Source organism: Paenibacillus sp. S28 (assembly GCF_016624415.1).
GTDB lineage: Bacteria > Bacillota > Bacilli > Paenibacillales > Paenibacillaceae > Paenibacillus_AQ > Paenibacillus_AQ favisporus.
Map to the genome: position 1 here is coordinate 48,566 of NZ_JACVTM010000006.1, position 25,025 is coordinate 73,590.

Consider the following 25,025-nt stretch of genomic DNA (forward strand, 5'->3'; position numbering starts at 1 on the left):
GAGAATGAGGTGATGACGGTGACGATTCAATGGTTTCCTGGTCATATGACCAAAGCGCGCCGCCAAATACAGGATAAGTTAAAGCTGATTGACGTCGTGATCGAGCTGATCGATTCGCGTCTTCCGCTGTCCAGCCGCAATCCGATGATTGACGAGATTTTGCAGGGGAAGCCCCGGCTGATCATTATGAACAAGGCGGATTTGGCAGACCCTTCGGTAACGAAGCAGTGGCAGGATTATTTTAAAGAGGAAGGCCATACGGCATTTCCGGTCGATGCGGCTACAGGCACGGGCGTGAAAGAGATTCCTGGACAGCTGAAGCTGCTCCTGAAGGAGAAGATCGATCGCCAAATCGCCAAGGGGATGAACCCGCGGGCGATCCGTGCGCTGATCGTCGGCATCCCGAACGTAGGCAAGTCGACGCTGATCAACCGGCTCGCCGGGCGCAGCATTGCTGCAACGGGGGACCGGCCGGGCGTGACGAAAGGCCAGCAGTGGATTAAGGTAGGCGGAGAAATCGAGCTTCTGGATACTCCGGGGATTTTGTGGCCCAAATTTGAGGACGAGAACGTTGGCTACCGCCTCGCGGTAACCGGCGCGATCAAGGAAGAGATCCTGAACGCAGAGGATGTCGCCTTTTTTGCGGTCAAATACCTGGTCCAATATTACTGGGATGCCTTCCGGGAGCGCTTTGAGATCGATGCGGACATGCCGCACAACCCGGACGAGAGCGACGAAATCGTCTCCATCATGGAAGCGGTGGGGCGTAAGCGCGGCTGCTTGATGAGCGGCGGACGGGTGGATCTGGAGAAAGCGTCGAAGACGCTGCTGCGGGAGCTGCGCGCCGGCAAAATGGGCCGGTTCTCGATGGAAGCCCCTTACTAATCGGAAAAGAACGCCGGATACGATCCAAGTGTCCAGCGTGTATCAAAGCGAGATGTACAGTATCATAGTGAACGAACAAGCCCAGTTCCGTTATAGGTACTGGGTTTTTTTTGCGTGTTGATTTATGGGAGAGGAAGGCCGTCATATGAAAAAAAGAATGATGGAAATCATGACGATCATCGCGGGGGCGTTTATTTTTGCGCTCGATATCAATCTGTTTGTCATTCCCCACGACCTTGGCGAAGGCGGTGTGACCGGGATTACGATCATCCTGTACTACCTGTTTGCATGGTCGCCGGGATTGGTCAACCTGATTTTGAACGCCATTCTGCTGATCGTTGGTTATAAGTTTTTGGACAAAATGACGACGGTGTACACCATCGTTGCTGTCGTGTTTAACTCTTTGTTCCTCCATTTGACCGAAAATTGGACACTTACATCGAACGAACCGATCGTCAATGCGATTTTTGGCGGTGTATTGGCCGGTGTAGGCATCGGGCTGATCGTGAGGGCCGGAGGCACCACCGCCGGTACGGTCATTTTGGCGCGGATTGCCCATAAATACTGGGACTGGAACATTAGTTACGCCCTGCTGTTCTTTGATCTGATCGTCGCGTTCTCCTCCTACTTTATCATTGGCGCGGAAAGCCTGATGCTGACGATCATTATGCTGTTCGTCGGCACGAAGGTGATGGAATTCATCATCGAGGGCCTGAACCCGAAAAAGGCGGTGATGATCGTATCGGAGCAGCATGCGGAGATCGCCGAGAAGGTTAACCGGGTTATGGACCGGGGAGTCACCGTGTTTAAAGGGTACGGCTATTACAGCAAGTCTGCCAAGGAAGTGCTGTACATCGTCATCAGCAAGCAGGAGGTGCCTGTCCTGAAAAAGATCGTCAAGGTAGCGGACAAGCAGGCGTTTATTACGATCCATGACGTTCGGGACGTGTTTGGGGAAGGATTTATCGACATATCGAAATAGGGTTGCAGCAGAAGATAGACTTAGAATAGAGAATAGGAAAGCTCATGACCTGGGGTCATGGGCTTTTTTTTGTCGGGATCAAGCGTAAGTACGGGCGGCCGCGCATGAAAATACAGCATCGTGGCAAAATAGGTGAAAACGGTTAGAGGAGGAAAAATGTGAGAAGCTGGCGGATTTATTGGGCAATCGTGATGACGTTGATGCTGGCCGTGACGACGGCGTGCGGCGGAAATACAGGAACGAAGCCGCAGGAAGGGCAACCCGGGGGCGCCCAGACAGGTAAAAACCTGCTTGAGACGATCAAGCAAAGCGGCAAGCTGCGCATCGGCACGGAAGGAACGTATGCACCTTTTACCTATCATGATGATAAAGGAACGCTGACCGGTTTTGACGTTGACCTGGGCAGGGAGATTGCCAAAAGGCTCGGCGTGAAGCCGGAGTTTATCGAAACGAAATGGGACGGCATGATCGCCGGCTTGGACGCCAAGCGTTTCGACGTGGTGATGAACGAAGTATCCATTAATGCGGAGCGGAAGGCTAAATACGACTTTTCGGACCCCTACATCGCCTCCAAGGCGGTATTGATTGTGAAGGATAATAATCAGGACATTAAAAAGCTGGCCGACCTCAAAGGCAAAAAAGCAGGTCAGTCGCTGACGAGCAATCTGAATCAAATTGCTAAAGACAACGGTGCCACGATCGTGCAGGTCGACGGATTCAACCAAGCGATCGACTTGCTGCTGTCCGGGCGCATCGATGCTACGGTGAACGACAAACTGTCCTATCTCGACTTCAAAACAAGACGTCCCGACGCGCCGATCAAGGTGGTGGACGAAACCGATACGGGCAGCACCAGCGCCGTACTGATGAACAAAAACAACAACGAGCTGCGGGACGCCATTAACCAGGCGCTGGCCGACATGAAGAAGGATGGAACGTACCTTGCCATCTCCAAAAAATACTTTGGTACGGACGTATCGAAATAAGCGGCAAAAGGGGGTTAACCGATGAATGACAGAACCGCCCACCTCACCGATATTTTTATCGACTCCTTTGTGCCGCTGCTTATGGCCGGGATCAAGTTCACGATTCCCCTGACGATCATTTCCTTCATTCTCGGTTTCGTGCTGGCGTTCCTTACCGCGTTGGCCCGCCTGTCGCGCTGGAGCATTCTCCAGCGGGTCGCCTGGTTTTATGTGTGGATCATCCGGGGGACTCCGCTGCTTGTCCAGCTGTTTATTATTTTCTACGGGCTTCCGAGCATCGGCGTTGTCATCGACGCATTCACCGCCGCGGTGATCGGGTTCTCGATCAGTGTCGGAGCCTATGGATCCGAAATTATACGCGCCGCGATCCAGTCCATCGCCAAGGGGCAGTGGGAGGCGGCGTACTCGGTCGGGATGACCCGTTCCCAGGCGCTGCGCCGGATTGTTCTGCCGCAGGCGGCAAGGGTATCGCTGCCTCCGCTGGCCAACTCTTTTATCAGCCTGTTGAAGGATACGTCGCTGGCAGCGACGGTGACACTAACAGAGCTGTTCCAAAAGGGGCAGCAAATTACGGCGGTCGTGTATGAGCCTTTGCTGCTGTACTGCGAGGTAGCCTTGATCTACCTGATCTTCAGCACCGTCCTGTCGGCGCTCCAGCATCAGCTCGAACATCGGTTTGACCGTTATGCCGCAAGATAGCGAAACGAGGGATGCATCATGATTGAAATCAACGACCTGAGATTAAGCTTTGGCAGTAATGAAGTGCTCAAGGGAATCGACCTGTCGATCGAAAAAGGGCAAGTGACGGTCATCATCGGGCCCTCCGGTTCCGGAAAAACAACGCTGCTCCGGTGCATCAACCTGCTGGAAATCCCGACGGAAGGAGCGCTGCGGATCGGAGACTCCGCCTTGTCGTTCAGGGAAGGGGCCAAGCCGGGCAGGGGAGACATCCTGGCTTTCCGGAGGAAAACCGGTATGGTTTTTCAATCGTATAATCTGTTTCCCCATATGACGGCTCTGCAGAACGTGATGGAGGCACAGGTCATCGTGCAGAAAAAGAGCCGAGCGGAGGCCAAGGCCAGATCGCTGGAGCTTCTCGGCAAGGTAGGACTCGCCAGCAAAGCGGACTCCTATCCGCACCAGCTGTCCGGCGGACAGCAGCAGCGGGTCGGTATTGCCCGGGCAATGGGCATCGGTCCGGAGCTGCTTTTATTTGATGAACCGACGTCCGCTTTGGACCCGGAGCTGGTCGGTGAAGTGCTGAAGGTCATCAAAGAGCTGGCTGTAGAAGGCATGACGATGGCCATCGTGACCCATGAGATGAAATTCGCGAGCCAGGTGGCAGACCGGATCGTGTTTATGGACGAAGGAATCATCATGGAGCAGGGCAGCCCGAATGAGGTGCTAAACCATCCGGCGCAGGAGCGGACAAGGCAATTTTTGTCGCTGCTCAGCGAACCGGTGTAAAATACTTGTAGGTGCTTGCGGGCACGGCGACGATAGCTGCATTGATGCAGCTATTTTTTTGTGTGGGGATCGTGGTGCACGGGTGTTTAAAGTTGTAGTGCCTTCTCAAGCAGCTGAGTAACCGTATTTGGAAATTTAAGGAAATGCGGTTGATTGCGGTGGTGTCAAAAAGCTTGTGTAAGGTAGAAGTTGGTTGGGTAACATTCTTCAAAGAGTTTGGCCAGTTCACGGCGGACTCCGGGATTGCCAAAACCACGATGACCCATATTCAAATCGTTCGATATAGCTGCGTCCATGATCACTCCTCGAAGTACATCCATCTCATTACAGCACATTCACCTCTTTACCAAACACTCTTCTTTTTCAGTACATTCATCTTTTTGCAGTTACATTCTTCTCATTACAGCACATTCTCCTCCTAACTTCGTGAGGCCAGGTTTTTCACCGGTGAATGCTTTCGGACATATCGGCTCGGCGCATCTTCTGCACTCCAGCAGTCCGCACCCCGATTTTTGGAAGCCTGCCAGATGTCGTTTTTCGTTGGAATCCGTCGCCCGAACATAGTACAATAAAAAGGATAGATTGCGAGTTTGATAGACTTGCCAGGGGAATGAGCGGGAATACCCCTTGGCTCTTGCAGCACGGAGGAGGAAAGACAGCATGGATACGGAAGAGATCGAGCAGTCCCCGAAGGACCTGCTAAAATATGAGCGCGAATACATAGAAAAAGATTACCGGTACATAGCGGGCGTTGACGAGGTTGGAAGAGGCTGTTTATTTGGCGACGTGGTGGCGGCGGCCGTGATCCTGCCGGAAGGACTCGTTCTGGAGGGTGTCGACGATTCGAAAAAATTGAGCGCCAAAAAACGGGACCTTCTGTACGACGTAATTATGGAGCAGGCGCTTGCCGTCAGCGTAGGGTACGTGGATGCCCGAACGATCGATGAAATCAATATTAAGCAGGCGGCCCGCCTGGCGATGAAAAAGGCGGTGCTTGGCCTGACGATCGCCGCGGATTTTTTGCTGGTGGATGCGGAGCATGTGGACGTGCCCGTTCCACAGCTGGCGATCATCAAGGGGGACGCCAACAGCCAATCGATCGCCGCGGCTTCGATCGTAGCCAAGGTTAGCCGGGACCGGCTGTGTGAAGGAGAATGGGAGGCGAAGTATCCCGAGTACGGCATCGCGATCCATAAGGGCTATGCAACTAAACTGCACCGTGAGCAGCTGGCAGCTCTGGGACCGACACCGATGCATCGCCGCAGTTTCTTGAAAAATATGGAAGTTGTGCAGCAGACCCTGTTCTAGGGCTGCTGTTTTTTTGCCAGGTGGAATGGAAATTCGGGTGTTGCGATGTAAATTTTTATAAGGAAAAAGTTTGGCTGATCAGACTTTTGGAAGGTGGGTTTTCCTGGATAAGCATCTCTAAGCTTTGATTCAGAAAACAGACCAACCTTAGGTGCAGGCTCGCCGTCGAGTCGTCTCTGTTCCTCGCGGACCAATCAGGACGTAACGATGACCCCAGCATCCGATAAAACTTTTTCAGCCAGATTCGTAATTTGTTGGACGGTATTTTAAAGTTCATGTTTGAAGAGCCTGAGCATTTGCAGCAATTATGAAGATAAGGGACGATCTTTGGATGAAAAGAAACAACGGGGATCGTGAATGTAGATAGACGGACTACAGCCCGCGGCTGGTTCGGCCGATAAATAAATAAACGAAGGAATACGGAAGGGGGAGAGGGACATTGAATATCGGTTCACTGCTGCGCGGCATGATGGGAGACACCAAAGCGGGCGAGACCAAACAGCTGGATTTGAAGGAAGGGCAAGTCGTGCGCGGCGTTGTGCTGAGCGTCTCTGAGGACGGACAGGAGGCCGTCCTGCAGATCCAAGGCGTCAAAGTACGGGCGGCGCTGGAAACGCCGCTTCAGCCCGGCCAGGCAGCGGTCCTGCAGGTACAGCCGGACAATGGCGGCGGCCTTCCGGTATTGAAAGCGATGGAGGGTTCCCCCTATGGGTCCGGGACTCCGATGTCGCTTGCGGATGTGCTGCAATCGCTCGATCTGCCGGATACGCCGGAGAATCGGGTCATGCTGGAGGCGCTGCGGTCTTCGGGCGTATATGTGACAAAAGAAAATGCAGCCGTCTTCAAAGACGCGCTGGCGTTAAAACCTGCCGGGGTCAGCACAGAGCAGTGGCTTGGCGCCGCATCGATTGCCAATCAGCGCGGACTGCCGCTGACGGCCGAAAGCGTCCGCGGGCTGCAGCAGGCGGTATTCGGCCCGCCGGTGCACCAGCTGCTTCACGTGCTGGAGGAACAGCTGAATGCGTTCACAGCGCAGGCCGGAGCGGGTTCGGAGGAAGCGGGGGCTGCAGTCAAAAGCGGACAGGGCGTCATTACGCCGCAGGCTCCGGGGCAGCAGCAGTCGGCTTCGTTACCCGGAGCGGCTACGCAGCCGGGGGCTGGCAGCATAACGGCTCCCGAATCGGAGCCAACGGCCGGTGCCCGCACCCTAAAGAGCACCGTGGCAGAGGGGGATGCCGGGAAGGCGGCGGGGCGCGCGGCTGACGGCACATCCGCGGCCGGCACGGCTGCCGCGGCGTCCCATCCGGCGGCGGCGCTTCAGCCGCTGGCCGCCAGGCTGCAGGCGCTGCTGCAGCAGCTGCGCGCGGCACCGCTCACGGGTGCCGCCGCACCGACGCCCGCCCCGGCTGAGCCGGCGGGCGGGCCTGAGGCCGGCGGCTTCGCCGCGCCGGCCGCGGAACCTGCGCCGCAGCACGCGGCGCAGGGAGGCGAAGGCCCCGCAGGCACGGGGCCTTCGCCCAAGACGCCCCTGTCCCACGGCGCGGAGCCGTGGGTGGGGCGTCTCTTGAAGCTGCTCGGTGCGGAGCACGAGCAGCAGGGCGTGCGCGCGGCGCTGCTGCAGCCCGCGCAGGAGGCCCCGCAGGGGCCGGGTGCCGCGGCGGGGAACGCGCGGCAGCCCTTGGCTGCACCGGCCGCAGGCCAGGGTGCAGCGGCAGAGGCAGGCCCGGCACAGCCGGGGCCTGCGCCGGGAGCGGCGAGCGCGGCAGGGGCCGCCGCCGCGCAGCCCGCTCCCCAAGCCGCGGACGGTCCGGAGCTGACCGTCCGGCCGCATGCGGTTCAGCAGCAGCCTCCCGGCCCGGCGCATCACGCCGTCCGGCCGGAGCAGCTGGCTGAGCCCGCTGCGCGGATGGACCAGGCGCTGCAGGAAACCGGGCAGCGCGACACGCTGAAGGGGCTCCTCCTTCAGCTCGTCCAGGACGCCGCTGCGCCGCCGGCCTTGAAGGAAGCGGCGCAGCAGGTCATCTCGCAGCTGACCGGCCAGCAGCTGCTCCTGAACACGGACCGGACGGCGCCGTTCGCCCAGGTCACGTTGTTCCTGCCCTTGAACGGGCCGGACGGCCAGGAGACGGCGTCGGTGCATGTCCAGTCCAGGCGTGGCCCCAAGGGTGAACTGGATGCATCCAACTGCCGCCTGTGGTTCGACCTTCAGATGAAGCATCTCGGGCAGACGCTGATCGACGTCCAGATCGTCGACCGGATCGTCAGTCTGAAGGTCCACAATGATCAGGAATGGGCTCAGTCCCTGGTGGAAGACAGACGGCCTGAAATCGCTGACGCTCTATCCTCCATCGGCTATCAGCTTCTGACGCTTAAAGCCGCTCCCCTACCGTCTCCGGCCGCTGAACAACAGCCAGCTGGCTTGAGTGCGGCCATGGGCGGTCACCGCGTGGCGGACTTCGTACCGCAGAGCTACAAGGGGGTGGATATGAGGGTATGAGCAGCAAGCCGCAGGAGCCGTCCCCAAGTATGAAAAAGGCCGTCGCCCTCAAATACGCGCCCGGTGACAACGATGCCCCGGTCGTCGTGGCGAAGGGCCGGGGGAAAGTGGCGGATACGATTCTCGAGACGGCGAAGGAACACGGGGTTCCCGTTCAGGAGGACGCCGCGCTGGTGGAGGTCCTCTCCAAGCTGGACCTGGATCAGCAGATTCCGCCGGAGCTGTATCACCTTGTCGCGGAGGTTCTCAGCTATATTTACCGGGCGGACCGGCTCGCTCAGGAAAGGCCGTTCGAATGAGCGGAGGGCAAGGAAAAATGAAGGATAACCGCCGCCAAAAAGGAGCCGCCGCGGAGCAGGCCGCCGCCGATCTGCTGCTCTCCACCGGTTACCGCATCCGCGACCGGAACTGGCGCTGCCGCAGCGGCGAACTGGACGTGGTCGCCGAGGACGGCGGCGTCATTGTTTTTGTGGAGGTGCGCAGCCGGACCGCCGGCACCTCCTTCGGCACAGCCGCAGAATCTGTTAATTTCCGCAAAATCCGCAAGGTCCGCAGCACGGCCGAAATGTATCTTCACGCACAGCGGCTGGAGGGCCGCGAGGTACGCTTTGACGTCGTCGCGGTGGAGCTGGGGCGCGATCTAAGCATTGCCGCGATTCATCATATACAGGGGGCGTTCTAGGACGAGCCCCTCATCAAAAACTTCCAATACCATGCGATTGGACGAGCCCCTCATCAAAAACTTCCAATACCATGCGATTGGAAGTTTTTTTTATTACTCCATTTTCACTGAGCTAGCTCGATCCTCTCGATAGACAACTAACAGCAGCACGGCTTATCTGTGGAAAAGTGGATGTATTATTTGTAATTATTTACCTTATGGTGAAGGTAATTTGAACTCATCATAGAATAATCTAAGTAGAAGTGATGTGTGAACTTGCCTAAAATAGAATTTTTCCTAAGTATCAACATCAGAGGATAACAGTATCATTTTTTTGAGCTTACCTCAACCCGTTCTTCATCGATAAGGGAAACGACGACTTCGTGGGAGGTATCATGAGGAATATTCTGAATTTTCTTGTTACCTTTTTGGTGTTCTGGATAGGCAATGAGTACTTTAATCCATATCTTTCGATAACAGATACTAAAACTTTGCTGATCGCATCCCTTATGATGTTCATCATTAGTCTTTTATTCAGTTTAGCCATGGTAATGTCGGTTATGCTGATCACTGTAGGGATTGGGTGTTTGACCACTCCGGCTTTAATGTTGGCTTCCATCGTGCTGACACCCATTAAACTTTGGCTTCTGGATAAATACCTGTATGGATTTGAAATACATGGATTGTGGACATATGTCATTCTTACTTTAGTTCTTAGCCTATTCACTGTGAAAGTAAAAGAGAGACGTGATTAATGATATGGCAAAAAGCCTGGGAGACCATTTACGAATTGAGGAGGAACCTGTGTTGGCGTTTGGCTGCCCGATGATTTACCTGCCAAGTTTTAAATTAGATCCAGAAGAGATGTCTGGGTTTTGAAAAGAAAATGGATTGACGGAAATAACCTGCCTCAATTGGCAGGTTATTCTTTGTTTTTGAACCCCAGTGTCCAGTTTCTTCTGATGATTTACAATAAGGCGCCTTATATCCCTGTAACGTCTGACGCCGCGCATCTATCTGCTGATAGAGCTCAACGTTTGTTTTCTGGAGTTTAGATATCGTTGCCTTTATCTCTTCGGCTAAGAGCATAGATCATGAAGCAGGATTGTCGAAGGGGTCGAAGGGCAATCTGCCACACTTTATTTTCGAAATAGTACACAAAATATTGACTTAAACCGTGGATCAGATTATTAGGGCTTATAACGCAAATTTGCTTCCTATTACCCCACCCCCGTAATCTGCGGCCGGTCCAAATTCCGGTATTGGATCGCTTCCGCCACATGGTTGAAGGCGATATTCTCCTGGCCGTCCAGGTCGGCGATCGTCCGGGCCAATTTCAGGATGCGGTCATATGCCCGCATGCTGAGGCCCAGCGTTTCGATCGTCTGATGGAGCATATCGGCTGAAGCGGAGTCGAGCCTGGCGAAGCGCCGGAGCGCACTGCCGGTCAGCTCGCTGTTCCAGCCGCCGTAACCGCTGCCGTATCGTTGTTGCTGACGGGCATGGGCTTCGAGCACCTGACTGCGCATTTCAGCCGAAGACAGGCTCGGTGCATCCGTGGACCATTCCTTAGGGCGGGGGACCTCGACTTGAAGATCGATCCGGTCGAGCAGCGGGCCGGAGATTTTGGCGCGGTATTGGGCGATCCGGCTGAAGCTGCATGTGCATTGATGTTCCGGGTGATCGCTTCCGAGGTATCCGCACGGACACGGATTCATCGAAGCCGCCAACATGAAGTGCGCCGGGAAGGTGTGCACGGCACGCGCCCTGCTGATCGTCACCGTTTTGTCCTCCAGCGGCTGCCTCAGCACTTCGAGCACCTGGCGATTGAATTCCGGCAGCTCGTCCAGAAACAGGATGCCCCGGTGGGCAAGGCTGACTTCGCCGGGCTTGGGTATCGTTCCTCCACCGATCAGTCCTCCGGAAGAGATGGTGTGGTGCGGGGAACGAAAAGGACGTTTGCGGATGAGGCCGGAGCCGGGTTCCTTCAATTTCCCGGCCGCGCTGAAGATTTTGGTCGTTTCGAGCGCTTCCTGCTCGGTCATGAAGGGCAGGATGGTCGGCAGGCGTTTGATGAGCATCGTTTTGCCGGTTCCGGGCGGTCCGATCAGCATAATGTTGTGCATGCCTGCGGCAGCAATCGTGAGCGCCCTTTTGACATGGAGCTGGCCGAGCACGTCGGCATAATCTTCCGCAGGAAGGTGTTCGGGTACGGAAGCTGCGGCAACAGCCGGTGCTTTCAGCAGCGGGGACAAGGTTTGAATCCGGAGGGGCTGGTCTTTGCCGGGCACGTCAGCAGCCGAGAGTTCTGCGGCTAACTGACGCAGCTCGTTCAAATGCCGGATGGCATAAATATTCATATGATCGATTAAGGCGGCCTCACCGGCATTTTCTTCCGGCAGCAGAACGGCGGTGAATCCCTCTCGCTTCGCCCTGTCCACCATGGACAGGACGCCGTTAACGGGCCTCAGGCTGCCGTCGAGCGCCATTTCTCCGATGAGAAGCAGCTTCTCATCCTGCGGCAGCAGAAGCTGTCCGCTCGTTACGAGAATGCCAAGGGCAATGGCGAGATCAAACGCGGAGCCTTCCTTTTTCAGATCGGCCGGTGCGAGATTGATCGTGATGCGCTGAAGGGGGAAGGTGAAGCCGCAATTTTTGATGCCCGCCCGAACACGTTCCACCGCTTCCCGGATGGCGGAGTCCGGAAGTCCGATAATGCTCGTCTGCGGCAGTCCGTTGGAAATGTCGACCTCCACCTGGATGATCACCCCGTCAATTCCGTATAAACATGTACTGTGCATTTTTCCATACATACAATAAAGCACCCCTATTCCCCGGCGGTTTCCCTGGACAAACGAGAACGGGATCGCCGTAGTTACGGAAAAAAGGTGCTTCCTTATTTTCGCTTAAGTTTACAAAAATTGTAGGACCGCAGCTGGCAAAAGTCAAGATGGAAGGCATCGGGGATGGGAAATAGAGGTATGCTTGTAAGGGTGTGATTCAAGACCGATTTGTTGTTTAAAATTTAAAAGTATACAATAAAATTGGACAGCATCAGTTGCCCCTGCAGAAGATATCGCGCAATTACTATGATAATGTGACAAAATTATGATAATATTATGACAAGAAGGCAGGTGAAGACGAAAGTGATGAAACCAAGTGAAATGAATCCGCAGCTGCAGCTAGAAAATCAGCTGTGCTTTACCATCTATGCCTGTTCGCGAGAAATCACCAAGCTGTATCAGCCCCATCTGGAGAAGCTCGGTGTGACATATTCCCAGTATTTGGTCCTGCTTGTGCTCTGGGAGCGGGGGCAGTGTACCGTGAAGGAGCTTGGGGAGGCTCTTTTCCTGGACTCCGGCACCTTGACGCCCCTGCTGAAGAGACTTCAGGCCGCTGGTCTGATTCACCGTGAGCGCTCTGCCCAGGACGAACGGAAGGTCATCATCACGTTGACGGACGAAGGAAACAAGCTGAAGGAGAAGGCACTGAATGTTCCGGCTGCCATGCAGCAGGAGCTGTGCCTGAACGAGAGCGAATTCGGGCATTTGCTGGGCCAGTTCAAGAGTCTGCTGAACCGCGTCCATCACAACAACGAACAGCAAGAAGGCAAGATGTGAAGTGAAGAGCGATTTTTGCAGACAACATCTGCAAATCTGTCGCTCTTTTTCCCTGTTATCCATGAAACCATGTTGGAACGATGCAAGGCTCCAATGGAATTATATCGGACCTAAGACGTTACTTCGAGGGTGGATTTTACCATCAAATCCCAAATATTCTCTCAAACGGATTAAACCGATATCAAAAAGCTGTCGATGGAAACGCAGTTTCTTAAGGTAAGCGTTTTAAAAACATGTTACAATAGCTTGGGTTTATATTATTTTCCAAGAGATATCAGAACCCGCCTTGTAGCAGTCATGTTGATAGGAGGATACCGTAAATGAATATCCATGAATATCAAGGAAAACAAGTGTTAAAGCAGTACGGCGTTACCGTTCCGAACGGAAAGGTGGCCTACACCGTGGAAGAGGCGGTTGAAGCCGCTAAATCCCTGGGCAGCCAAGTCACGGTTGTCAAAGCGCAAATCCATGCAGGCGGCCGCGGTAAAGCCGGCGGCGTCAAAGTGGCCAAGAACCTCGACGAGGTTCGTGCTTACGCGGAGGAAATCCTCGGCAAAGTTCTCGTTACGCATCAGACAGGCCCGGAAGGTAAAGAAGTCAAGCGACTTCTGATCGAAGAGGGCTGCGATATCCGCAAGGAATATTACGTCGGCGTCGTTGTTGACCGCGCTACCGGACGTGTCGTGATGATGGCATCGGAAGAAGGCGGAACGGAAATCGAAGAGGTTGCCGCTGCAACGCCTGAGAAAATTTTCAAAGAAGTGGTGGATCCGGCCGTAGGCCTGCAGGTTTTCCAAGCACGCAGACTGGCTTATGCGATCAACATCCCTAACGAACTGGTCAACAAGGCGGTTCAGTTTATGATCGCGCTGTACACCGCTTTTGTTGACAAGGACTGCTCCATTGCAGAAATCAACCCTCTGGTTGTAACGGGTGACGGCAATGTCATGGCACTCGATGCCAAGCTGAACTTTGACTCCAACGCACTGTTCCGGCACAAAGACATTCAAGAGCTTCGCGACCTGGACGAAGAGAATGAAAAAGAAATCGAAGCTTCCAAATACGACCTGAGCTACATAGCTCTCGACGGCAACATCGGCTGTATGGTCAACGGCGCAGGCCTTGCCATGGCCACGATGGACATTATCAAGTACTACGGCGGAGATCCGGCCAACTTCCTCGACGTAGGGGGCGGTGCCACGAAAGAGAAGGTTACCGAGGCGTTCAAGATCATCCTGTCGGATGAGCAGGTCAAAGGCATTTTCGTCAACATCTTTGGCGGAATTATGCGCTGCGACGTCATCGCCGAAGGCGTGGTTGAGGCTGCCAAGCAGCTCGGTTTGACCCGTCCGCTGGTTGTGCGTCTTGAAGGAACCAACGTGGATCTGGGTAAGAAAATTTTGGCCGAATCCGGCCTGAACATCGTGCCTGCCGACTCCATGGCTGACGGCGCCCAAAAAATTGTCTCACTCGTAAAATAGAATCTTTAAAATACGATAGGGGATGTGAACAAACGTGAGTATTTTGGTCGATAAAAATACAAAAGTCATCACACAGGGCATCACCGGCAAAACCGCCCTTTTCCATGCGAAAGGCGCCCTCGACTACGGCACGCAAATGGTCGGAGGAACTTCACCGGGTAAAGGCGGCACCAAGGTTGACATTACGCTGGAGAACGGCCAAACGGTCAGCCTGCCCGTATATAACACGGTTGTAGAAGCCAAGGAAGCGACTGGCGCGACTGCAAGCGTTATCTACGTACCGCCGGCATTTGCGGCCGACTCCATCATGGAAGCCGTCGATGCGGAAATGGAACTGGTCATCTGTATTACGGAAGGCATTCCGGTGCTGGACATGGTCAAAGTGTCCCGTTACATGGAAGGCAAGAAAACCGTCCTGATCGGACCAAACTGCCCAGGGGTCATTACACCTGGAGAATGTAAAATCGGCATCATGCCTGGGTACATCCATACACCGGGCCATGTGGGCGTCGTATCCCGCAGCGGAACGCTGACCTACGAAGCGGTTCATCAATTGACGACCCGCGGCATCGGCCAGTCCTCTGCGGTAGGCATTGGCGGCGACCCGGTAAAAGGCTCGGAATTCATCGATATTTTGAGCCGCTTTAACGATGATCCGAACACCTATGCTGTGATCATGATCGGCGAAATCGGCGGAACGGCGGAAGAAGAGGCAGCGGAATGGATCCGCGCCAACATGACCAAGCCGGTCGTCGGCTTCATCGGCGGGGTTACTGCGCCTCCAGGCAAACGTATGGGACATGCGGGCGCTATTATTTCCGGCGGTAAAGGCACGGCGAAAGAAAAGATCGCCAAGCTCGAGGAATGCGGCATCAAAGTCGCTCCGACGCCTTCGGAAATGGGCTCCACGCTGGTAAGCGTTCTGGAAGAGCGCGGCCTGCTGGAAAAATGCACGACTCACTAATATAAACCGGCGTTATTTACGGTTCAAAGGTAAGCAACCTTTTATTTCTCCATCCGGGGGATAAAGGGTTGCTTTTTTGTGTTTTCAACACCAAAAAACTGGAAAATATAAGGAAGGGCGGGATTGGCGTGAATGACGAACGGTGGCTGTTGATCGCACTGCACGAGACCGAGGGGATCGGGAGGAAGAGTATTGCCAGGCTGCGCGGACAGCGTATGTTCTCCGGGGACATGCTCCATTATAATAGTAGAGATTGGGAGGAAGCAGGTTTTCCTGAGGAAAAGGCGAAGCTTTTATCTGAACGGATCACACACGATTTGATCGAAGAGCTGAAATCCCGTAAGCTTGAGGGAGGTGCCGGCATCCTGACTTTCTTGGATGAGGATTACCCTGCGTATTTAAAGGAGATTGCGGAGCCTCCATGGGTATTATACTGCACTGGAAAACGGGGATTGCTGCAAACGCCCGGCGTCGCCATGGTCGGGACAAGGGTACCGACGGCCTATGGCCGTAAGGTCGGCCAGGAGCTGGCGGAGGGCATCAGTGCGGCTGGATTCACGATTGTCAGCGGCATGGCCAGAGGCATCGACAGCGTGTGCCATGAAGCCGCTCTTGCCTGCGGAGGAAATACGATTGCAGTGATGGGGACCGGTCATGGCGTGATCTATCCGCCGGAGAACAGAGGATTGTATGAACGGATCGCCGTGGATGGACTCATTCTGACGGAGTATCCTTCCGGGACCAAATCGCATCCCGGTTTGTTTCCGCAGCGCAACCGCATCATCGCCGGCTTGACGCTTGGGACGCTGGTCGTCGAAGCGGACTCACGCAGCGGTTCTTTGATTACGGCGGATCTGGCGCTCGAAGCCGGCAGGGATGTGTTCGCCGTGCCTGGGCCGGTCACCTCGCCCAAGAGCCGCGGGGCGCTGAACTTGATTAAACAAGGCGCTAAAATGGTGCTGAATGCCGAAGACGTCATCGAAGAATATGATTCATGGTTGCCAAAAGGGTTTGAAGATACATACAATAGGGAGCGTCAGATGTTGGAGGACACGCGGCTGCCTGCAGATCATTTGACAATGGATGAGCTTGGGATATACCATATATTGGAACAAGGGCCGTCTACATTGGATGAGCTGCTGCAGCAGACCGGATGGGATTTTGGACATTTGCATTCAGTTCTGTTATCTTTAATCATAAAAAAGCAGATTACCCAATTATCTGGTGCTATATACAAGCTTATATAACAAGAGTCTATTGACTAACATTCACAGAATTGTTCGGAAAGGGGGATGAACCTATGGCTGACTCACTTGTCATCGTAGAATCGCCGGCCAAGGCGAAAACGATCGGCAAATATTTAGGCAGCAAGTATATCGTAAAAGCTTCGATGGGTCACGTGCGTGATCTCCCGAAGAGCCAAATCGGGGTTGAGGTCGAGAATGACTTTAATCCGAAATATATTACGATCCGCGGAAAGGGCTCCGTATTAAAGGAACTCAAGGACGCCAGCAAAAAAGTGAAAAAGGTTTATCTCGCAGCTGACCCCGATCGCGAGGGTGAAGCGATTGCCTGGCATCTTGCCCATGCCCTGGAGCTTGACGATACGGATAGCTGCCGCGTCGTGTTTAACGAAATTACGAAGCAAGCGGTCAAGGATGCATTTAAAACGCCGCGCAAAATCAATATGGACCTGGTTAACGCACAGCAGGCCAGACGTATTCTGGACCGGCTCGTCGGTTACAAGATCAGTCCGCTTTTGTGGAAAAAGGTGAAAAAAGGTTTGTCCGCGGGCCGCGTTCAATCGGTGGCGGTCAAGATCATCATCGACCGGGAGAACGAAATCAATGCGTTCATTCCGGAAGAATACTGGTCTATTACGGCCCAACTCGCCAAGGGAGATTCCGTTTTTGAGGCGAAATTCACGCAGCTGAACGGCCAGAAGAAAGAATTGTCGCGTGAGGATGAAGTGAACGAAGTGCTCGCTGCCATTAAGGGGGCCACCTTTAAAGTCAGCGAAGTGAAGGAAAAGGAACGCCAGCGGCATCCTTCGCCTCCGTTTACGACAAGCTCCCTGCAGCAGGAAGCTGCCCGGAAGCTTAATTTTCGTGCCGCCAAAACGATGTCCGTCGCCCAGCAGCTGTACGAAGGCGTAGAGCTCGGGAAAGAAGGGACCGTCGGCCTCATCACTTATATGCGTACGGATTCCACCCGGATTGCCGGATCGGCCCAGGAAGAAGCCAAGGAATTTATCAGCGGGAAGTACGGGGATCCGTTTGTTCCTGAAACTCCGCGGGAGTATTCGAAAAAATCGGCGAACGCCCAGGACGCCCACGAAGCGATCCGCCCGACCTCGGTCATGCGTGATCCCGACTCCGTGAAGTCGTTCATGAGCCGTGACCAATACCGTCTTTACAAGCTGATTTGGGAACGTTTCGTTGCCAGCCAGATGTCTTCCGCCATACTGGATACGCTTTCCGTTGATATTGCGGCCGGGCCTGCCATATTCCGTGCATCCGGTTCCAAAGTCCGCTTCCAGGGCTTTATGAAGGTATACGTGGAAAGCAACGACGACGGCACAACGGAAGAAGAGAAGTTTTTGCCTGCCTTGGCCGTGGGTGATAAGCTGAAGAAGGAAGATATCGAGCCGAAGCAGCACTTTACGCAGCCGCCTCCGCGCTACACCGAAGCCCGGTTGGTCCGGGCGATGGAGGAGCTCGGCATCGGACGGCCAAGTACGTATGCGCCGACGCTGGAGACGATCCAAAAGCGCGGTTACGTGGCGATCGAAGAGAAAAAGTTCATTCCGACAGAACTGGGTGAATTGATCATCGAGCAAATGGAGCAATTTTTCCCGGAAATCCTTGATGTGGAATTTACGGCCCACATGGAAGACGATCTCGACCATGTCGAGGAAGGCTCGGAGGATTGGGTCAAGGTGCTGGCCGAGTTCTATTCTTCCTTTGAAAAGCGCCTGGAAGTAGCCGAGGAAGAAATGAAGGAAATCGAAATCGAGGACGAGGTATCGGACGAAATTTGCGACAAATGCGGCCGACCGATGGTATACAAATTGGGGCGGTTTGGCAAATTCCTCGCCTGCTCCGGATTTCCGGACTGCCGGAACACGAAGCCGATCGTCAAAGATATCGGCGTCACTTGTCCGAAATGCAAGGAAGGGCATGTGGTCGAGCGCCGCAGCAAGAAGGGGCGGATTTTCTATGGCTGCGACCGTTATCCGGAATGCGATTTCGTATCCTGGGATAAACCGTCGCCGAAGCCTTGTCCGAAATGCGGCTCTCTGATGGTTGAGAAGCGCAACAAGCAGGGAGCACGTCTCCAATGCACGGCATGCGACCATACCGAGCCCCTGGAAGAGAACGAAGACAACGAAGAAATGATGTAATTGTAAACAGCAGGGGGTAATGAAGTTGACAGAAGTACAGCAGGTAACCGTCATCGGCGCGGGTCTGGCAGGCAGCGAGGCTGCCTGGCAGATCGCAAGCCGGGGGGTTCCCGTGAAATTATACGAAATGCGCCCGGTCGTGAAGACGCCCGCGCACCATACGGACAAGTTCGCCGAGCTCGTCTGCACCAATTCGCTGCGTGCCAACGGGCTTACGAACGCAGTCGGCGTCATCAAAGAAGAAATGCGGATGCTGGATTCACTGATCCTGAAATCCGCCGATAAAAATGCGGTTCCTGCCGGAGGCGCTCTGGCGGTGGACCGCGACGGTTTTTCCGGGGATATTACGAGCACTCTCCATAACCATCCGCTGATTGAAGTCGTAAACGAAGAAATTCAGCATATACCAGAAGAAGGGATTGTCGTCATCGCCACAGGCCCGCTGACCTCGCCTGCGCTCTCCGCCGAGATCAAAGCACTCATGGGCGAAGAGTATTTCTACTTCTATGACGCTGCGGCTCCGATCGTCGAGAAAGACTCCATCGACATGAGCAAAGTATACCTGGCTTCCCGTTATGATAAAGGCGAAGCGGCTTACTTGAACTGTCCGATGACCGAAGAGGAATTCAACGCGTTTTATGACGCGCTGGTCAATGCGGAAGTCGCGCAGTTGAAAGAGTTTGAGAAGGAAGTATACTTCGAGGGCTGCATGCCGATCGAGGTTATGATGAAGCGCGGCAAGCAGACGGCGCTGTTCGGGCCGATGAAGCCGGTAGGGCTGGTCAACCCGCACACGGGTGAGCTGCCTTATGCGGTCGTACAGCTGCGCCAAGATAATGCCGCCGGTACACTGTACAATCTGGTCGGCTTCCAAACTCACCTCAAATGGGGAGAGCAAAAGCGCGTATTCTCCATGATTCCGGGGCTGGAAAATGCGGAATATGTGCGCTACGGCGTCATGCACCGCAATACGTTCATCAACTCTCCGAAGCTGCTCCAACCGACCTATCAGCTGAAAACGAATGAGAACCTGTTTTTTGCCGGTCAAATGACGGGGGTAGAGGGATATGTGGAATCTGCCGCATCCGGGCTTATAGCGGGCATTAATGCAGCGAGAAAGGCGCTTGGACAGGACCTTGTCGTGTTCCCTGACACAAGCACCCTCGGCAGTATGGCTCATTATATTACGACCGCGGATTCGGAGCACTTCCAGCCGATGAACGCCAACTTCGGCCTGCTGCCGAAATTGGAGAAGAAGATCCGCAACAAAAAGGAAAAGAACGAGGCGCTGGCCAATCGGGCTTTGGAGACGATTGCCGCGTTTATCCAGGAAGCCGGACTGGCAACCGAACATCAGGAAGTATAGATTAGGAGGTCTGTAGGTATGGATTTATCTTTTCATGCGACAACCATTTGCGCTGTACGCCATAACGGAAAAGCGGCGATCGCCGGTGACGGCCAGGTGACCTTCGGTGAAAATGTCATTATGAAGCAGACCGCCAAAAAGGTGCGCCGCCTGTACAGAGGCCAGGTCGTTGCCGGCTTTGCAGGCTCTGTGGCGGACGCCATTACCCTTTTTGAAAAATTCGAAAGCAAACTGGAGGAGCATCACGGCAATTTGCAGCGTGCCGCCGTGGAGCTCGCCAAGGACTGGCGCCAGGATCGCGTTCTCCGTAAGCTTGAGGCACTCATGATTGTTATGGATAAAACCGGCATGCTGCTCATTTCCGGAGGCGGTGAAATCATCGAACCGGACGACGACGTGCTGGCGATTGGCTCTGGGGGCAATTTTGCGCTCTCCGCCGGACGGGCGCTGAAGCGTCACGCCCAGGACTTGGAAGCGAAGGATATCGCGCGGGAAGCTTTGAAAATTGCTTCGGAAATTTGCGTATACACCAATGGAAATATCATTGTGGAAGAGCTGTAAGGGTGGAGGAATGCATATGGATAACCAAAGTTTGACGCCAAGACAAATCGTGGCCGAACTGGATAAATATATTGTAGGCCAGAAGCAGGCGAAGAAATCCGTCGCCGTCGCACTGCGCAACCGTTACCGCCGCAACCGTCTTCCCGAGGATGTTCGGGATGAGATTGTACCGAAGAACATCCTGATGATCGGTCCGACGGGTGTGGGCAAGACCGAAATCGCCAGACGTTTGGCGAAGCTGGTCAATGCGCCATTTGTGAAGATCGAAGCCACCAAATTTACGGAAGTGGGATACGTCGGTCGCGACGTGGAATCCATGGTCCGCGATTTGATCGAAACGTCCATCCGCATGGTCAAAGCGGAGCGTACGGAAAAAGTAAAAGACCGCGCCGAGGAGCTCGCCAACGAACGAATCGTGCAAATTCTCGTTCCGCCGGCTGGCAAAAACAAGGCGCAGCGCAACCCGTTTGAAATGCTGTTCGGCAATGGCAACCAGAACGCACAGGATACGGAAGAGGATAAGGAGCAGGACAGCACCGTGACCGAACGCCGGCGCCAGGTGAAGTTTAAGCTTCAGTCCGGCAGCCTGGAAGACGACATGATCGAAATCGACGTTGAGGACAACTCGCCGACGATGATGGATATGCTGGCCGGGCAGGGGAATGACCAGATGGGCATGAACATGCAGGAAATGTTCGGCAGCCTGCTGCCGCGGCGGACGAAGAAGCGGAAGCTGCCGATCCGGGAAGCGCGCAAGGTGCTGACGCAGGAGGAAGCGACCAAGCTGATCGACATGGACGACGTCATCGCCGAGTCGATTCTTCGTGCCGAGCAGTCGGGCATCATCTTTATCGACGAAATCGATAAAGTTGCCAGCCAGGGCAAAGGCTCTGGGCCTGACGTGTCCCGTGAAGGCGTCCAGAGGGATATTCTGCCGATCGTGGAAGGGTCGACGGTCATGACCAAATACGGCCCTGTGAAGACGGACTTTATTTTGTTTATTGCAGCAGGTGCATTCCATATCGCCAAACCGTCGGATCTCATTCCCGAGCTTCAAGGCCGGTTCCCGATCCGCGTGGAGCTGAGCAGCTTGTCTCTCGACGACTTTGTGTCGATTCTGACCGAGCCGAAGAACGCCTTGACCAAGCAGTATACGGAGCTGCTCAAAACCGAGGACATCGAGGTCGAATTCTCATCTGAAGCGATCCGGGAAATTGCCAAAATTGCCGCGACCGTCAACCAGAATACCGAGAACATCGGTGCGCGCAGGCTGCATACGATTCTGGAGAAGCTGCTCGAGGATTTGTCGTTTGAGGCGCCTGAATTGACCTTGGAGAATATGACCATCACGCCGGAATACGTGCGCGAAAAGCTGGGCGACATCGCCCAGGACCGCGATTTGAGCCAATATATATTGTAAACCGACAACCGTCACTGCGGGGACATGTCTGAAGGATGAAGATCCTTCGGGCATGTCTTTTTTTGTTGTGCTAAGGAAGGGACTGCAGGAAGGACAGTGCCGACATCGTAAAAACCTCTCTGGGAGGTATAACTACTATCCTGCGCTCGTATGCAAGGGAGAGGTTATTTTACGACACTTTCGCAAATCTGAAATTCTAGGACTATTCAGGCTGAGTTTTTATCGAAATGTGACAACAGGCCTGTCCTATGTAAGCCCACAAACCCTTATCCTGCAAAGATTTAGCAAAAATTTCAGAGAAATTAAGAACAAAGACCTTCTTTCTGGTAAAAGATAGGGCTTTTTTCTTATTGTAATATGTCCCAATCTTTAAGAAACTTAGGATATACGACAATATAGTAATTTTTTCTACTTTAGACCTAGAATAAGCAATATTTCTAAGGACTTTTGTCGAAAAAAAGTGAAATTGGGAAGAAAGTTCCCCACGGACAAATAGTAAAGTTATGGAAAATAAGGGGGATACGGAATGGATTTGCTGAACAGCGTCAGCTTTCAACGTTTGGAAGGCGGACTTCAGGCGGCAAACGCGCGCCAGAGAGTCATTGCGAACAACATTGCCAATGTCGACACACCTTATTTCAAACGGTCCGAAGTGTCATTTGAAAGCCTGCTCCAGCAGGAAATTAATGGATCTGCACCTCAGCTTCGCGGCAGGGTCACCGATCCCCGGCACTTCGTCATTGGTCCTACGAATTCGGTCCCGGATCCAGTTGTAACGGAGGACCAATCGACAGCGATGAACAACAATATGAACAATGTGGATATTGACCGGGAGATGTCCGCACTGGCTGACAACCAGCTTCAGTACAACGCCTACATCCAGCAGATGAACGACCAGATCAAAATGATGCGGACAGCCATTGAAGGGAGATAATCGCGGGTGAACATGAACAGCAGCTTTGGGATTAGCGCTTCGGCGCTGACGGCACAGCGTTTGCGGATGGACGTCATTTCGTCCAACATTGCGAATGCGGAAACGACGAGAGCGTCGGTGGTTGACGGCAAAGCGGTGCCGTACCGCCGCAAAATGGTTGTGCTTTCGCCGAATGAATCGGATTTCTCCAGCATGCTGGAAGCACAAATGAACGGACAAAGTGCGGGGAAAGGTGTGAAAGTGGCTGCAATCCAGGAGGATCAGACGCCGCTGAAGCCGGTATACAATCCGACTCATCCGGATGCAGATGCGCAAGGGTATGTCTACATGCCTAACGTGGATATCGCCAAAGAAATGATCGATATGATTTCGGCCACGAGATCTTACGAAGCGAACGTCACAGCGCTGAATTCCTCAAAAGCGATGATCACGAAGGCCTTGGAAATAGGTCGATAAGCCTAGTTTGAATAAATAAATGCAGGTAAGGAGGGACATTGATGATTCAAAACTCGATGTTTTCGACACAAAGCATCCAACCGCTCGACATGAAGCAAAGCGCATCAAGCGCAAGCAAGACGCCAGCCCAATCCCTTAGCGATTTCGGATCTTATCTGGAAAATGCGCTGAACCAGGTGGCCGGGCAAGAGAAAGCCGCCGAAGAAATGAACAATCAGTTCATGCTCGGACAAGTTGATGTGGACCAGGTGATGGTTTCTTCGCAAAAAGCGCTTCTCAGCCTGGAGCTGACGACGCAGATTCGGAACAAAGCGATCGAAGCGTACCAGGAGATCATGCGGACGCAAATTTAAAGGTTGCAGACAAAAGAGTGAACGAAGGATTTGGCGGATCGCCTGAACCTATTCATTCATAGATTTATGCTAAGTTTTCGGGTGGGGTGGGTGACGTTGTGAACGAAAGAATCGTCCAGTATAAGGACAAGGTCGTTCAATACTGGAATCAATTCAGCAAAAAGCAGAAAATTTTATTCATTTCTACGATCGCTTTTATTATCATCGCCATTGTCGTGCTGACCATGCAGTTTTCCAAAACGGAGTATGAAGTGGCCTTCAAGGACTTGAATGCCAGTGACTCCGCAGGCATTATGAACTACCTTGATACGAACAACATCCCGTATAAATTGAGTCCTAACGGAACATCCATTTCAGTACCGAGTACGGAGGCGGCCCGCATCAAGGTCGATGTCGGCTCACAGGGACTCATTCAGAACGGATCCATCGGTTTCAAAACGTTCGATCAATCATCATCGATCGGCACAACCGACAGCGAGTTTAACGTCAAGTACAACAACGCATTGAACGGAGAAGTTGAGCAGCTGCTCACGAGCATGAATGGCATAAGTAAGGCTAAAGTCCTAGTAAACCTGCCGAAAGAAAGCGTGTTTGCAAGCGAAGAAGACCAGGAGAAAGCAAGCGCCTCAGTCGTGCTTACCTTTAAGCCGGGTTATCATCCAAGCCAGCAAACGATCGACGGGTACTTTAACTTGGTCAAGACCGCCGTACCGAATCTGCCGGTAGAGAATATTACCATCACCGAATCAGAGGGCAATACGGAGCTGCTGTCGTCGGCCCAAGGCGGTTCGGGAACGCTGTCCTCGTCCGTCGAAGAAAATTTTGCGCTTCAGAAAAAGTTCGAAAGCGAAGTTCGCCAGAACGTCAAAGAGTTTCTGAGCCAGTTCATGGGACCGAATAAAGTCGATGTCCTCGTCGTCTCCAAGCTGAATTTCGATAAAGTTCAGAGCAAGGAAAACATGGTGACACCGGTAGATACGGAGAACATGAAAGGCATTGAAATCAGCGTTCAGGAAATTTCGAAGAATTATACGGGTAAGAGCAATCCGGATAGCGGAGTGGCGGGCACGGGCCAAACCCAGGTGCCGGGGTATCCAAGTAACTCGTCCACAGGTGACGTAACTTCCGAGGATTTGTCCAAGACGATCAATTACGAGGTTAACCATATTACCAAAGACATCGTTGCCAGTCCGTATACCGTAAAAGATTTAACCATAAACGTAGCAGTTGAACCACCAACGGGACAAACCAGTGTAGATCAACAAACCAGAGATGCCATTCAGAATATCTTGGTAAATATCGTAAGGGCATCGCTTGCCGATTCCGGTATTACATATACAGACGCTGATTTGGCTAAAAAAGTTTCGGTCTATTCGCAACCTTTCAGTGGTAATGTTACCCAGCCGAGTGGAATCAAGCTTTCCCAAGGCATGCTGTGGGGAATTGGCCTTGCCGCGCTTGCGCTTCTTGCGGGTGGAGGTTACCTGATTTACCGCCGCCGCAAGAACAAAGAGGAAATCGAAGAAGATCTTCCGCTGCCACCTGCGGCAGAGTTTCCTTCCATTAATCTGGAGAGCGTGACGAACGAAAGTCAGGTGCGCAAACAGCTGGAGACGCTGGCGAAGAGAAAGCCGGATGAATTCGTCAACCTGCTGCGCACATGGCTCGCGGATGAATAGGG

Annotated in this window: 21 protein-coding genes and 1 pseudogene; 21 read left to right on the forward strand and 1 reads right to left on the reverse strand. The window is 53.6% G+C overall.

Features of this window, described 5'->3' with window-relative positions; genetic code table 11:
• The first annotated feature begins 18 nt into the window (after positions 1 to 18).
• The 9 genes and pseudogenes from ylqF (at position 19) to IAE55_RS15995 (ending at position 8,807) form a co-directional block, all read left to right on the forward strand.
• Positions 19 to 885: a ribosome biogenesis GTPase YlqF gene (gene ylqF / locus IAE55_RS15955; protein ID WP_145157514.1), complete on the forward strand. Its 867-nt coding sequence runs from the start codon at positions 19 to 21 to the stop codon at positions 883 to 885.
• A 145-nt stretch (positions 886 to 1,030) separates the two neighbouring features.
• A complete protein-coding gene (locus IAE55_RS15960) occupies positions 1,031 to 1,867 on the forward strand; it encodes a YitT family protein (RefSeq protein WP_076168205.1) in 837 nt (278 codons plus the stop codon).
• A gap of 191 nt (positions 1,868 to 2,058) precedes the next feature.
• Positions 2,059 to 2,853 carry an amino acid ABC transporter substrate-binding protein gene (locus tag IAE55_RS15965; protein ID WP_145157516.1) on the forward strand — a complete coding sequence of 265 codons (795 nt, stop codon included), beginning with the start codon at positions 2,059 to 2,061 and terminating at the stop codon, positions 2,851 to 2,853.
• A 21-nt stretch (positions 2,854 to 2,874) separates the two neighbouring features.
• Positions 2,875 to 3,552 carry an amino acid ABC transporter permease gene (locus IAE55_RS15970; RefSeq protein WP_105443638.1) on the forward strand — a complete coding sequence of 226 codons (678 nt, stop codon included), beginning with the start codon at positions 2,875 to 2,877 and terminating at the stop codon, positions 3,550 to 3,552.
• 18 nt (positions 3,553 to 3,570) lie between these two features.
• Positions 3,571 to 4,320, forward strand: a complete 750-nt coding sequence (locus IAE55_RS15975; protein WP_145156737.1) for an amino acid ABC transporter ATP-binding protein — start codon at positions 3,571 to 3,573, stop codon at positions 4,318 to 4,320.
• A 624-nt stretch (positions 4,321 to 4,944) separates the two neighbouring features.
• Positions 4,945 to 5,628 (forward strand): annotated as a pseudogene (locus IAE55_RS15980) (ribonuclease HII); the annotation flags it as partial.
• Between the two features lie 439 nt (positions 5,629 to 6,067).
• Positions 6,068 to 8,125 (forward strand): hypothetical protein, encoded by a 2,058-nt coding sequence (locus IAE55_RS15985; RefSeq protein ID WP_200633251.1) that lies wholly within the window; start codon positions 6,068 to 6,070, stop codon positions 8,123 to 8,125.
• Positions 8,122 to 8,424: an EscU/YscU/HrcU family type III secretion system export apparatus switch protein gene (locus IAE55_RS15990; protein WP_105443636.1), complete on the forward strand. Its 303-nt coding sequence runs from the start codon at positions 8,122 to 8,124 to the stop codon at positions 8,422 to 8,424. The genes IAE55_RS15985 and IAE55_RS15990 overlap by 4 nt, the downstream gene beginning before the upstream one ends.
• A gap of 17 nt (positions 8,425 to 8,441) precedes the next feature.
• Entirely contained in the window at positions 8,442 to 8,807 is a 366-nt protein-coding gene (locus IAE55_RS15995) for a YraN family protein (RefSeq protein WP_234489608.1), read from the forward strand.
• Between the two features lie 1,199 nt (positions 8,808 to 10,006).
• On the opposite strand, the gene IAE55_RS16005 is transcribed toward IAE55_RS15995, so the two are convergent.
• A complete protein-coding gene (locus IAE55_RS16005) occupies positions 10,007 to 11,599 on the reverse strand; it encodes a YifB family Mg chelatase-like AAA ATPase (protein WP_200633254.1) in 1,593 nt (530 codons plus the stop codon).
• Positions 11,600 to 11,935: 336 nt separating this feature from the next.
• Between IAE55_RS16005 and IAE55_RS16010 the strand changes: the two genes are divergently transcribed.
• The 12 genes from IAE55_RS16010 (at position 11,936) to fliF (ending at position 25,023) form a co-directional block, all read left to right on the forward strand.
• Entirely contained in the window at positions 11,936 to 12,406 is a 471-nt protein-coding gene (locus tag IAE55_RS16010) for a MarR family winged helix-turn-helix transcriptional regulator (RefSeq protein WP_089546539.1), read from the forward strand.
• Between the two features lie 320 nt (positions 12,407 to 12,726).
• Positions 12,727 to 13,887 carry an ADP-forming succinate--CoA ligase subunit beta gene (gene sucC / locus IAE55_RS16015; protein ID WP_076168179.1) on the forward strand — a complete coding sequence of 387 codons (1,161 nt, stop codon included), beginning with the start codon at positions 12,727 to 12,729 and terminating at the stop codon, positions 13,885 to 13,887.
• Positions 13,888 to 13,921: 34 nt separating this feature from the next.
• Positions 13,922 to 14,851 carry a succinate--CoA ligase subunit alpha gene (gene sucD, locus IAE55_RS16020; RefSeq protein ID WP_076168177.1) on the forward strand — a complete coding sequence of 310 codons (930 nt, stop codon included), beginning with the start codon at positions 13,922 to 13,924 and terminating at the stop codon, positions 14,849 to 14,851.
• 128 nt (positions 14,852 to 14,979) lie between these two features.
• On the forward strand, positions 14,980 to 16,098 hold the full coding sequence (gene dprA / locus IAE55_RS16025; protein ID WP_325168649.1) for a DNA-processing protein DprA: 1,119 nt from the start codon (positions 14,980 to 14,982) through the stop codon (positions 16,096 to 16,098).
• A gap of 53 nt (positions 16,099 to 16,151) precedes the next feature.
• The gene (topA, locus tag IAE55_RS16030) at positions 16,152 to 18,254 is read left to right on the forward strand and encodes a type I DNA topoisomerase (RefSeq protein WP_145021941.1); all 2,103 of its coding nucleotides are present in this window, start codon (positions 16,152 to 16,154) and stop codon (positions 18,252 to 18,254) included.
• A 25-nt stretch (positions 18,255 to 18,279) separates the two neighbouring features.
• The gene (trmFO, locus tag IAE55_RS16035; protein ID WP_076168173.1) at positions 18,280 to 19,620 is read left to right on the forward strand and encodes an FADH(2)-oxidizing methylenetetrahydrofolate--tRNA-(uracil(54)-C(5))-methyltransferase TrmFO; all 1,341 of its coding nucleotides are present in this window, start codon (positions 18,280 to 18,282) and stop codon (positions 19,618 to 19,620) included.
• A gap of 18 nt (positions 19,621 to 19,638) precedes the next feature.
• Positions 19,639 to 20,181: an ATP-dependent protease subunit HslV gene (gene hslV, locus IAE55_RS16040; protein ID WP_076168171.1), complete on the forward strand. Its 543-nt coding sequence runs from the start codon at positions 19,639 to 19,641 to the stop codon at positions 20,179 to 20,181.
• 16 nt (positions 20,182 to 20,197) lie between these two features.
• A complete protein-coding gene (gene hslU / locus IAE55_RS16045) occupies positions 20,198 to 21,601 on the forward strand; it encodes an ATP-dependent protease ATPase subunit HslU (RefSeq protein ID WP_076168169.1) in 1,404 nt (467 codons plus the stop codon).
• Positions 21,602 to 22,127: 526 nt separating this feature from the next.
• The gene (flgB, locus tag IAE55_RS16050; RefSeq protein ID WP_105443631.1) at positions 22,128 to 22,535 is read left to right on the forward strand and encodes a flagellar basal body rod protein FlgB; all 408 of its coding nucleotides are present in this window, start codon (positions 22,128 to 22,130) and stop codon (positions 22,533 to 22,535) included.
• Positions 22,536 to 22,547: 12 nt separating this feature from the next.
• On the forward strand, positions 22,548 to 22,991 hold the full coding sequence (gene flgC / locus IAE55_RS16055; RefSeq protein WP_234489631.1) for a flagellar basal body rod protein FlgC: 444 nt from the start codon (positions 22,548 to 22,550) through the stop codon (positions 22,989 to 22,991).
• 41 nt (positions 22,992 to 23,032) lie between these two features.
• A complete protein-coding gene (gene fliE / locus IAE55_RS16060; RefSeq protein WP_105443630.1) occupies positions 23,033 to 23,344 on the forward strand; it encodes a flagellar hook-basal body complex protein FliE in 312 nt (103 codons plus the stop codon).
• A 98-nt stretch (positions 23,345 to 23,442) separates the two neighbouring features.
• On the forward strand, positions 23,443 to 25,023 hold the full coding sequence (gene fliF / locus IAE55_RS16065) for a flagellar basal-body MS-ring/collar protein FliF (RefSeq protein WP_076168162.1): 1,581 nt from the start codon (positions 23,443 to 23,445) through the stop codon (positions 25,021 to 25,023).
• Positions 25,024 to 25,025: the final 2 nt, after the last annotated feature.

Excerpts from the sequence above, each read along its gene's own strand:
- IAE55_RS15960 (WP_076168205.1), top strand. The coding sequence starts at position 1,031 with ATGAAAAAAAGAATGATGGAAATCATGACGATCATCGCGGGGGCGTTT.
- IAE55_RS15965 (WP_145157516.1), top strand. The coding sequence starts at position 2,059 with ATGACGTTGATGCTGGCCGTGACGACGGCGTGCGGCGGAAATACAGGA.
- IAE55_RS15970 (WP_105443638.1), top strand. The coding sequence starts at position 2,875 with ATGAATGACAGAACCGCCCACCTCACCGATATTTTTATCGACTCCTTT.
- IAE55_RS15975 (WP_145156737.1), top strand. The coding sequence starts at position 3,571 with ATGATTGAAATCAACGACCTGAGATTAAGCTTTGGCAGTAATGAAGTG.
- IAE55_RS15990 (WP_105443636.1), top strand. The coding sequence starts at position 8,122 with ATGAGCAGCAAGCCGCAGGAGCCGTCCCCAAGTATGAAAAAGGCCGTC.
- IAE55_RS15995 (WP_234489608.1), top strand. The coding sequence starts at position 8,442 with ATGAAGGATAACCGCCGCCAAAAAGGAGCCGCCGCGGAGCAGGCCGCC.
- IAE55_RS16005 (WP_200633254.1), bottom strand. The coding sequence starts at position 11,599 with ATGTATGGAAAAATGCACAGTACATGTTTATACGGAATTGACGGGGTG.
- IAE55_RS16010 (WP_089546539.1), top strand. The coding sequence starts at position 11,936 with ATGAAACCAAGTGAAATGAATCCGCAGCTGCAGCTAGAAAATCAGCTG.
- sucC (WP_076168179.1), top strand. The coding sequence starts at position 12,727 with ATGAATATCCATGAATATCAAGGAAAACAAGTGTTAAAGCAGTACGGC.
- topA (WP_145021941.1), top strand. The coding sequence starts at position 16,152 with ATGGCTGACTCACTTGTCATCGTAGAATCGCCGGCCAAGGCGAAAACG.
- hslV (WP_076168171.1), top strand. The coding sequence starts at position 19,639 with ATGGATTTATCTTTTCATGCGACAACCATTTGCGCTGTACGCCATAAC.
- hslU (WP_076168169.1), top strand. The coding sequence starts at position 20,198 with ATGGATAACCAAAGTTTGACGCCAAGACAAATCGTGGCCGAACTGGAT.
- flgB (WP_105443631.1), top strand. The coding sequence starts at position 22,128 with ATGGATTTGCTGAACAGCGTCAGCTTTCAACGTTTGGAAGGCGGACTT.
- flgC (WP_234489631.1), top strand. The coding sequence starts at position 22,548 with ATGAACAGCAGCTTTGGGATTAGCGCTTCGGCGCTGACGGCACAGCGT.
- fliE (WP_105443630.1), top strand. The coding sequence starts at position 23,033 with ATGATTCAAAACTCGATGTTTTCGACACAAAGCATCCAACCGCTCGAC.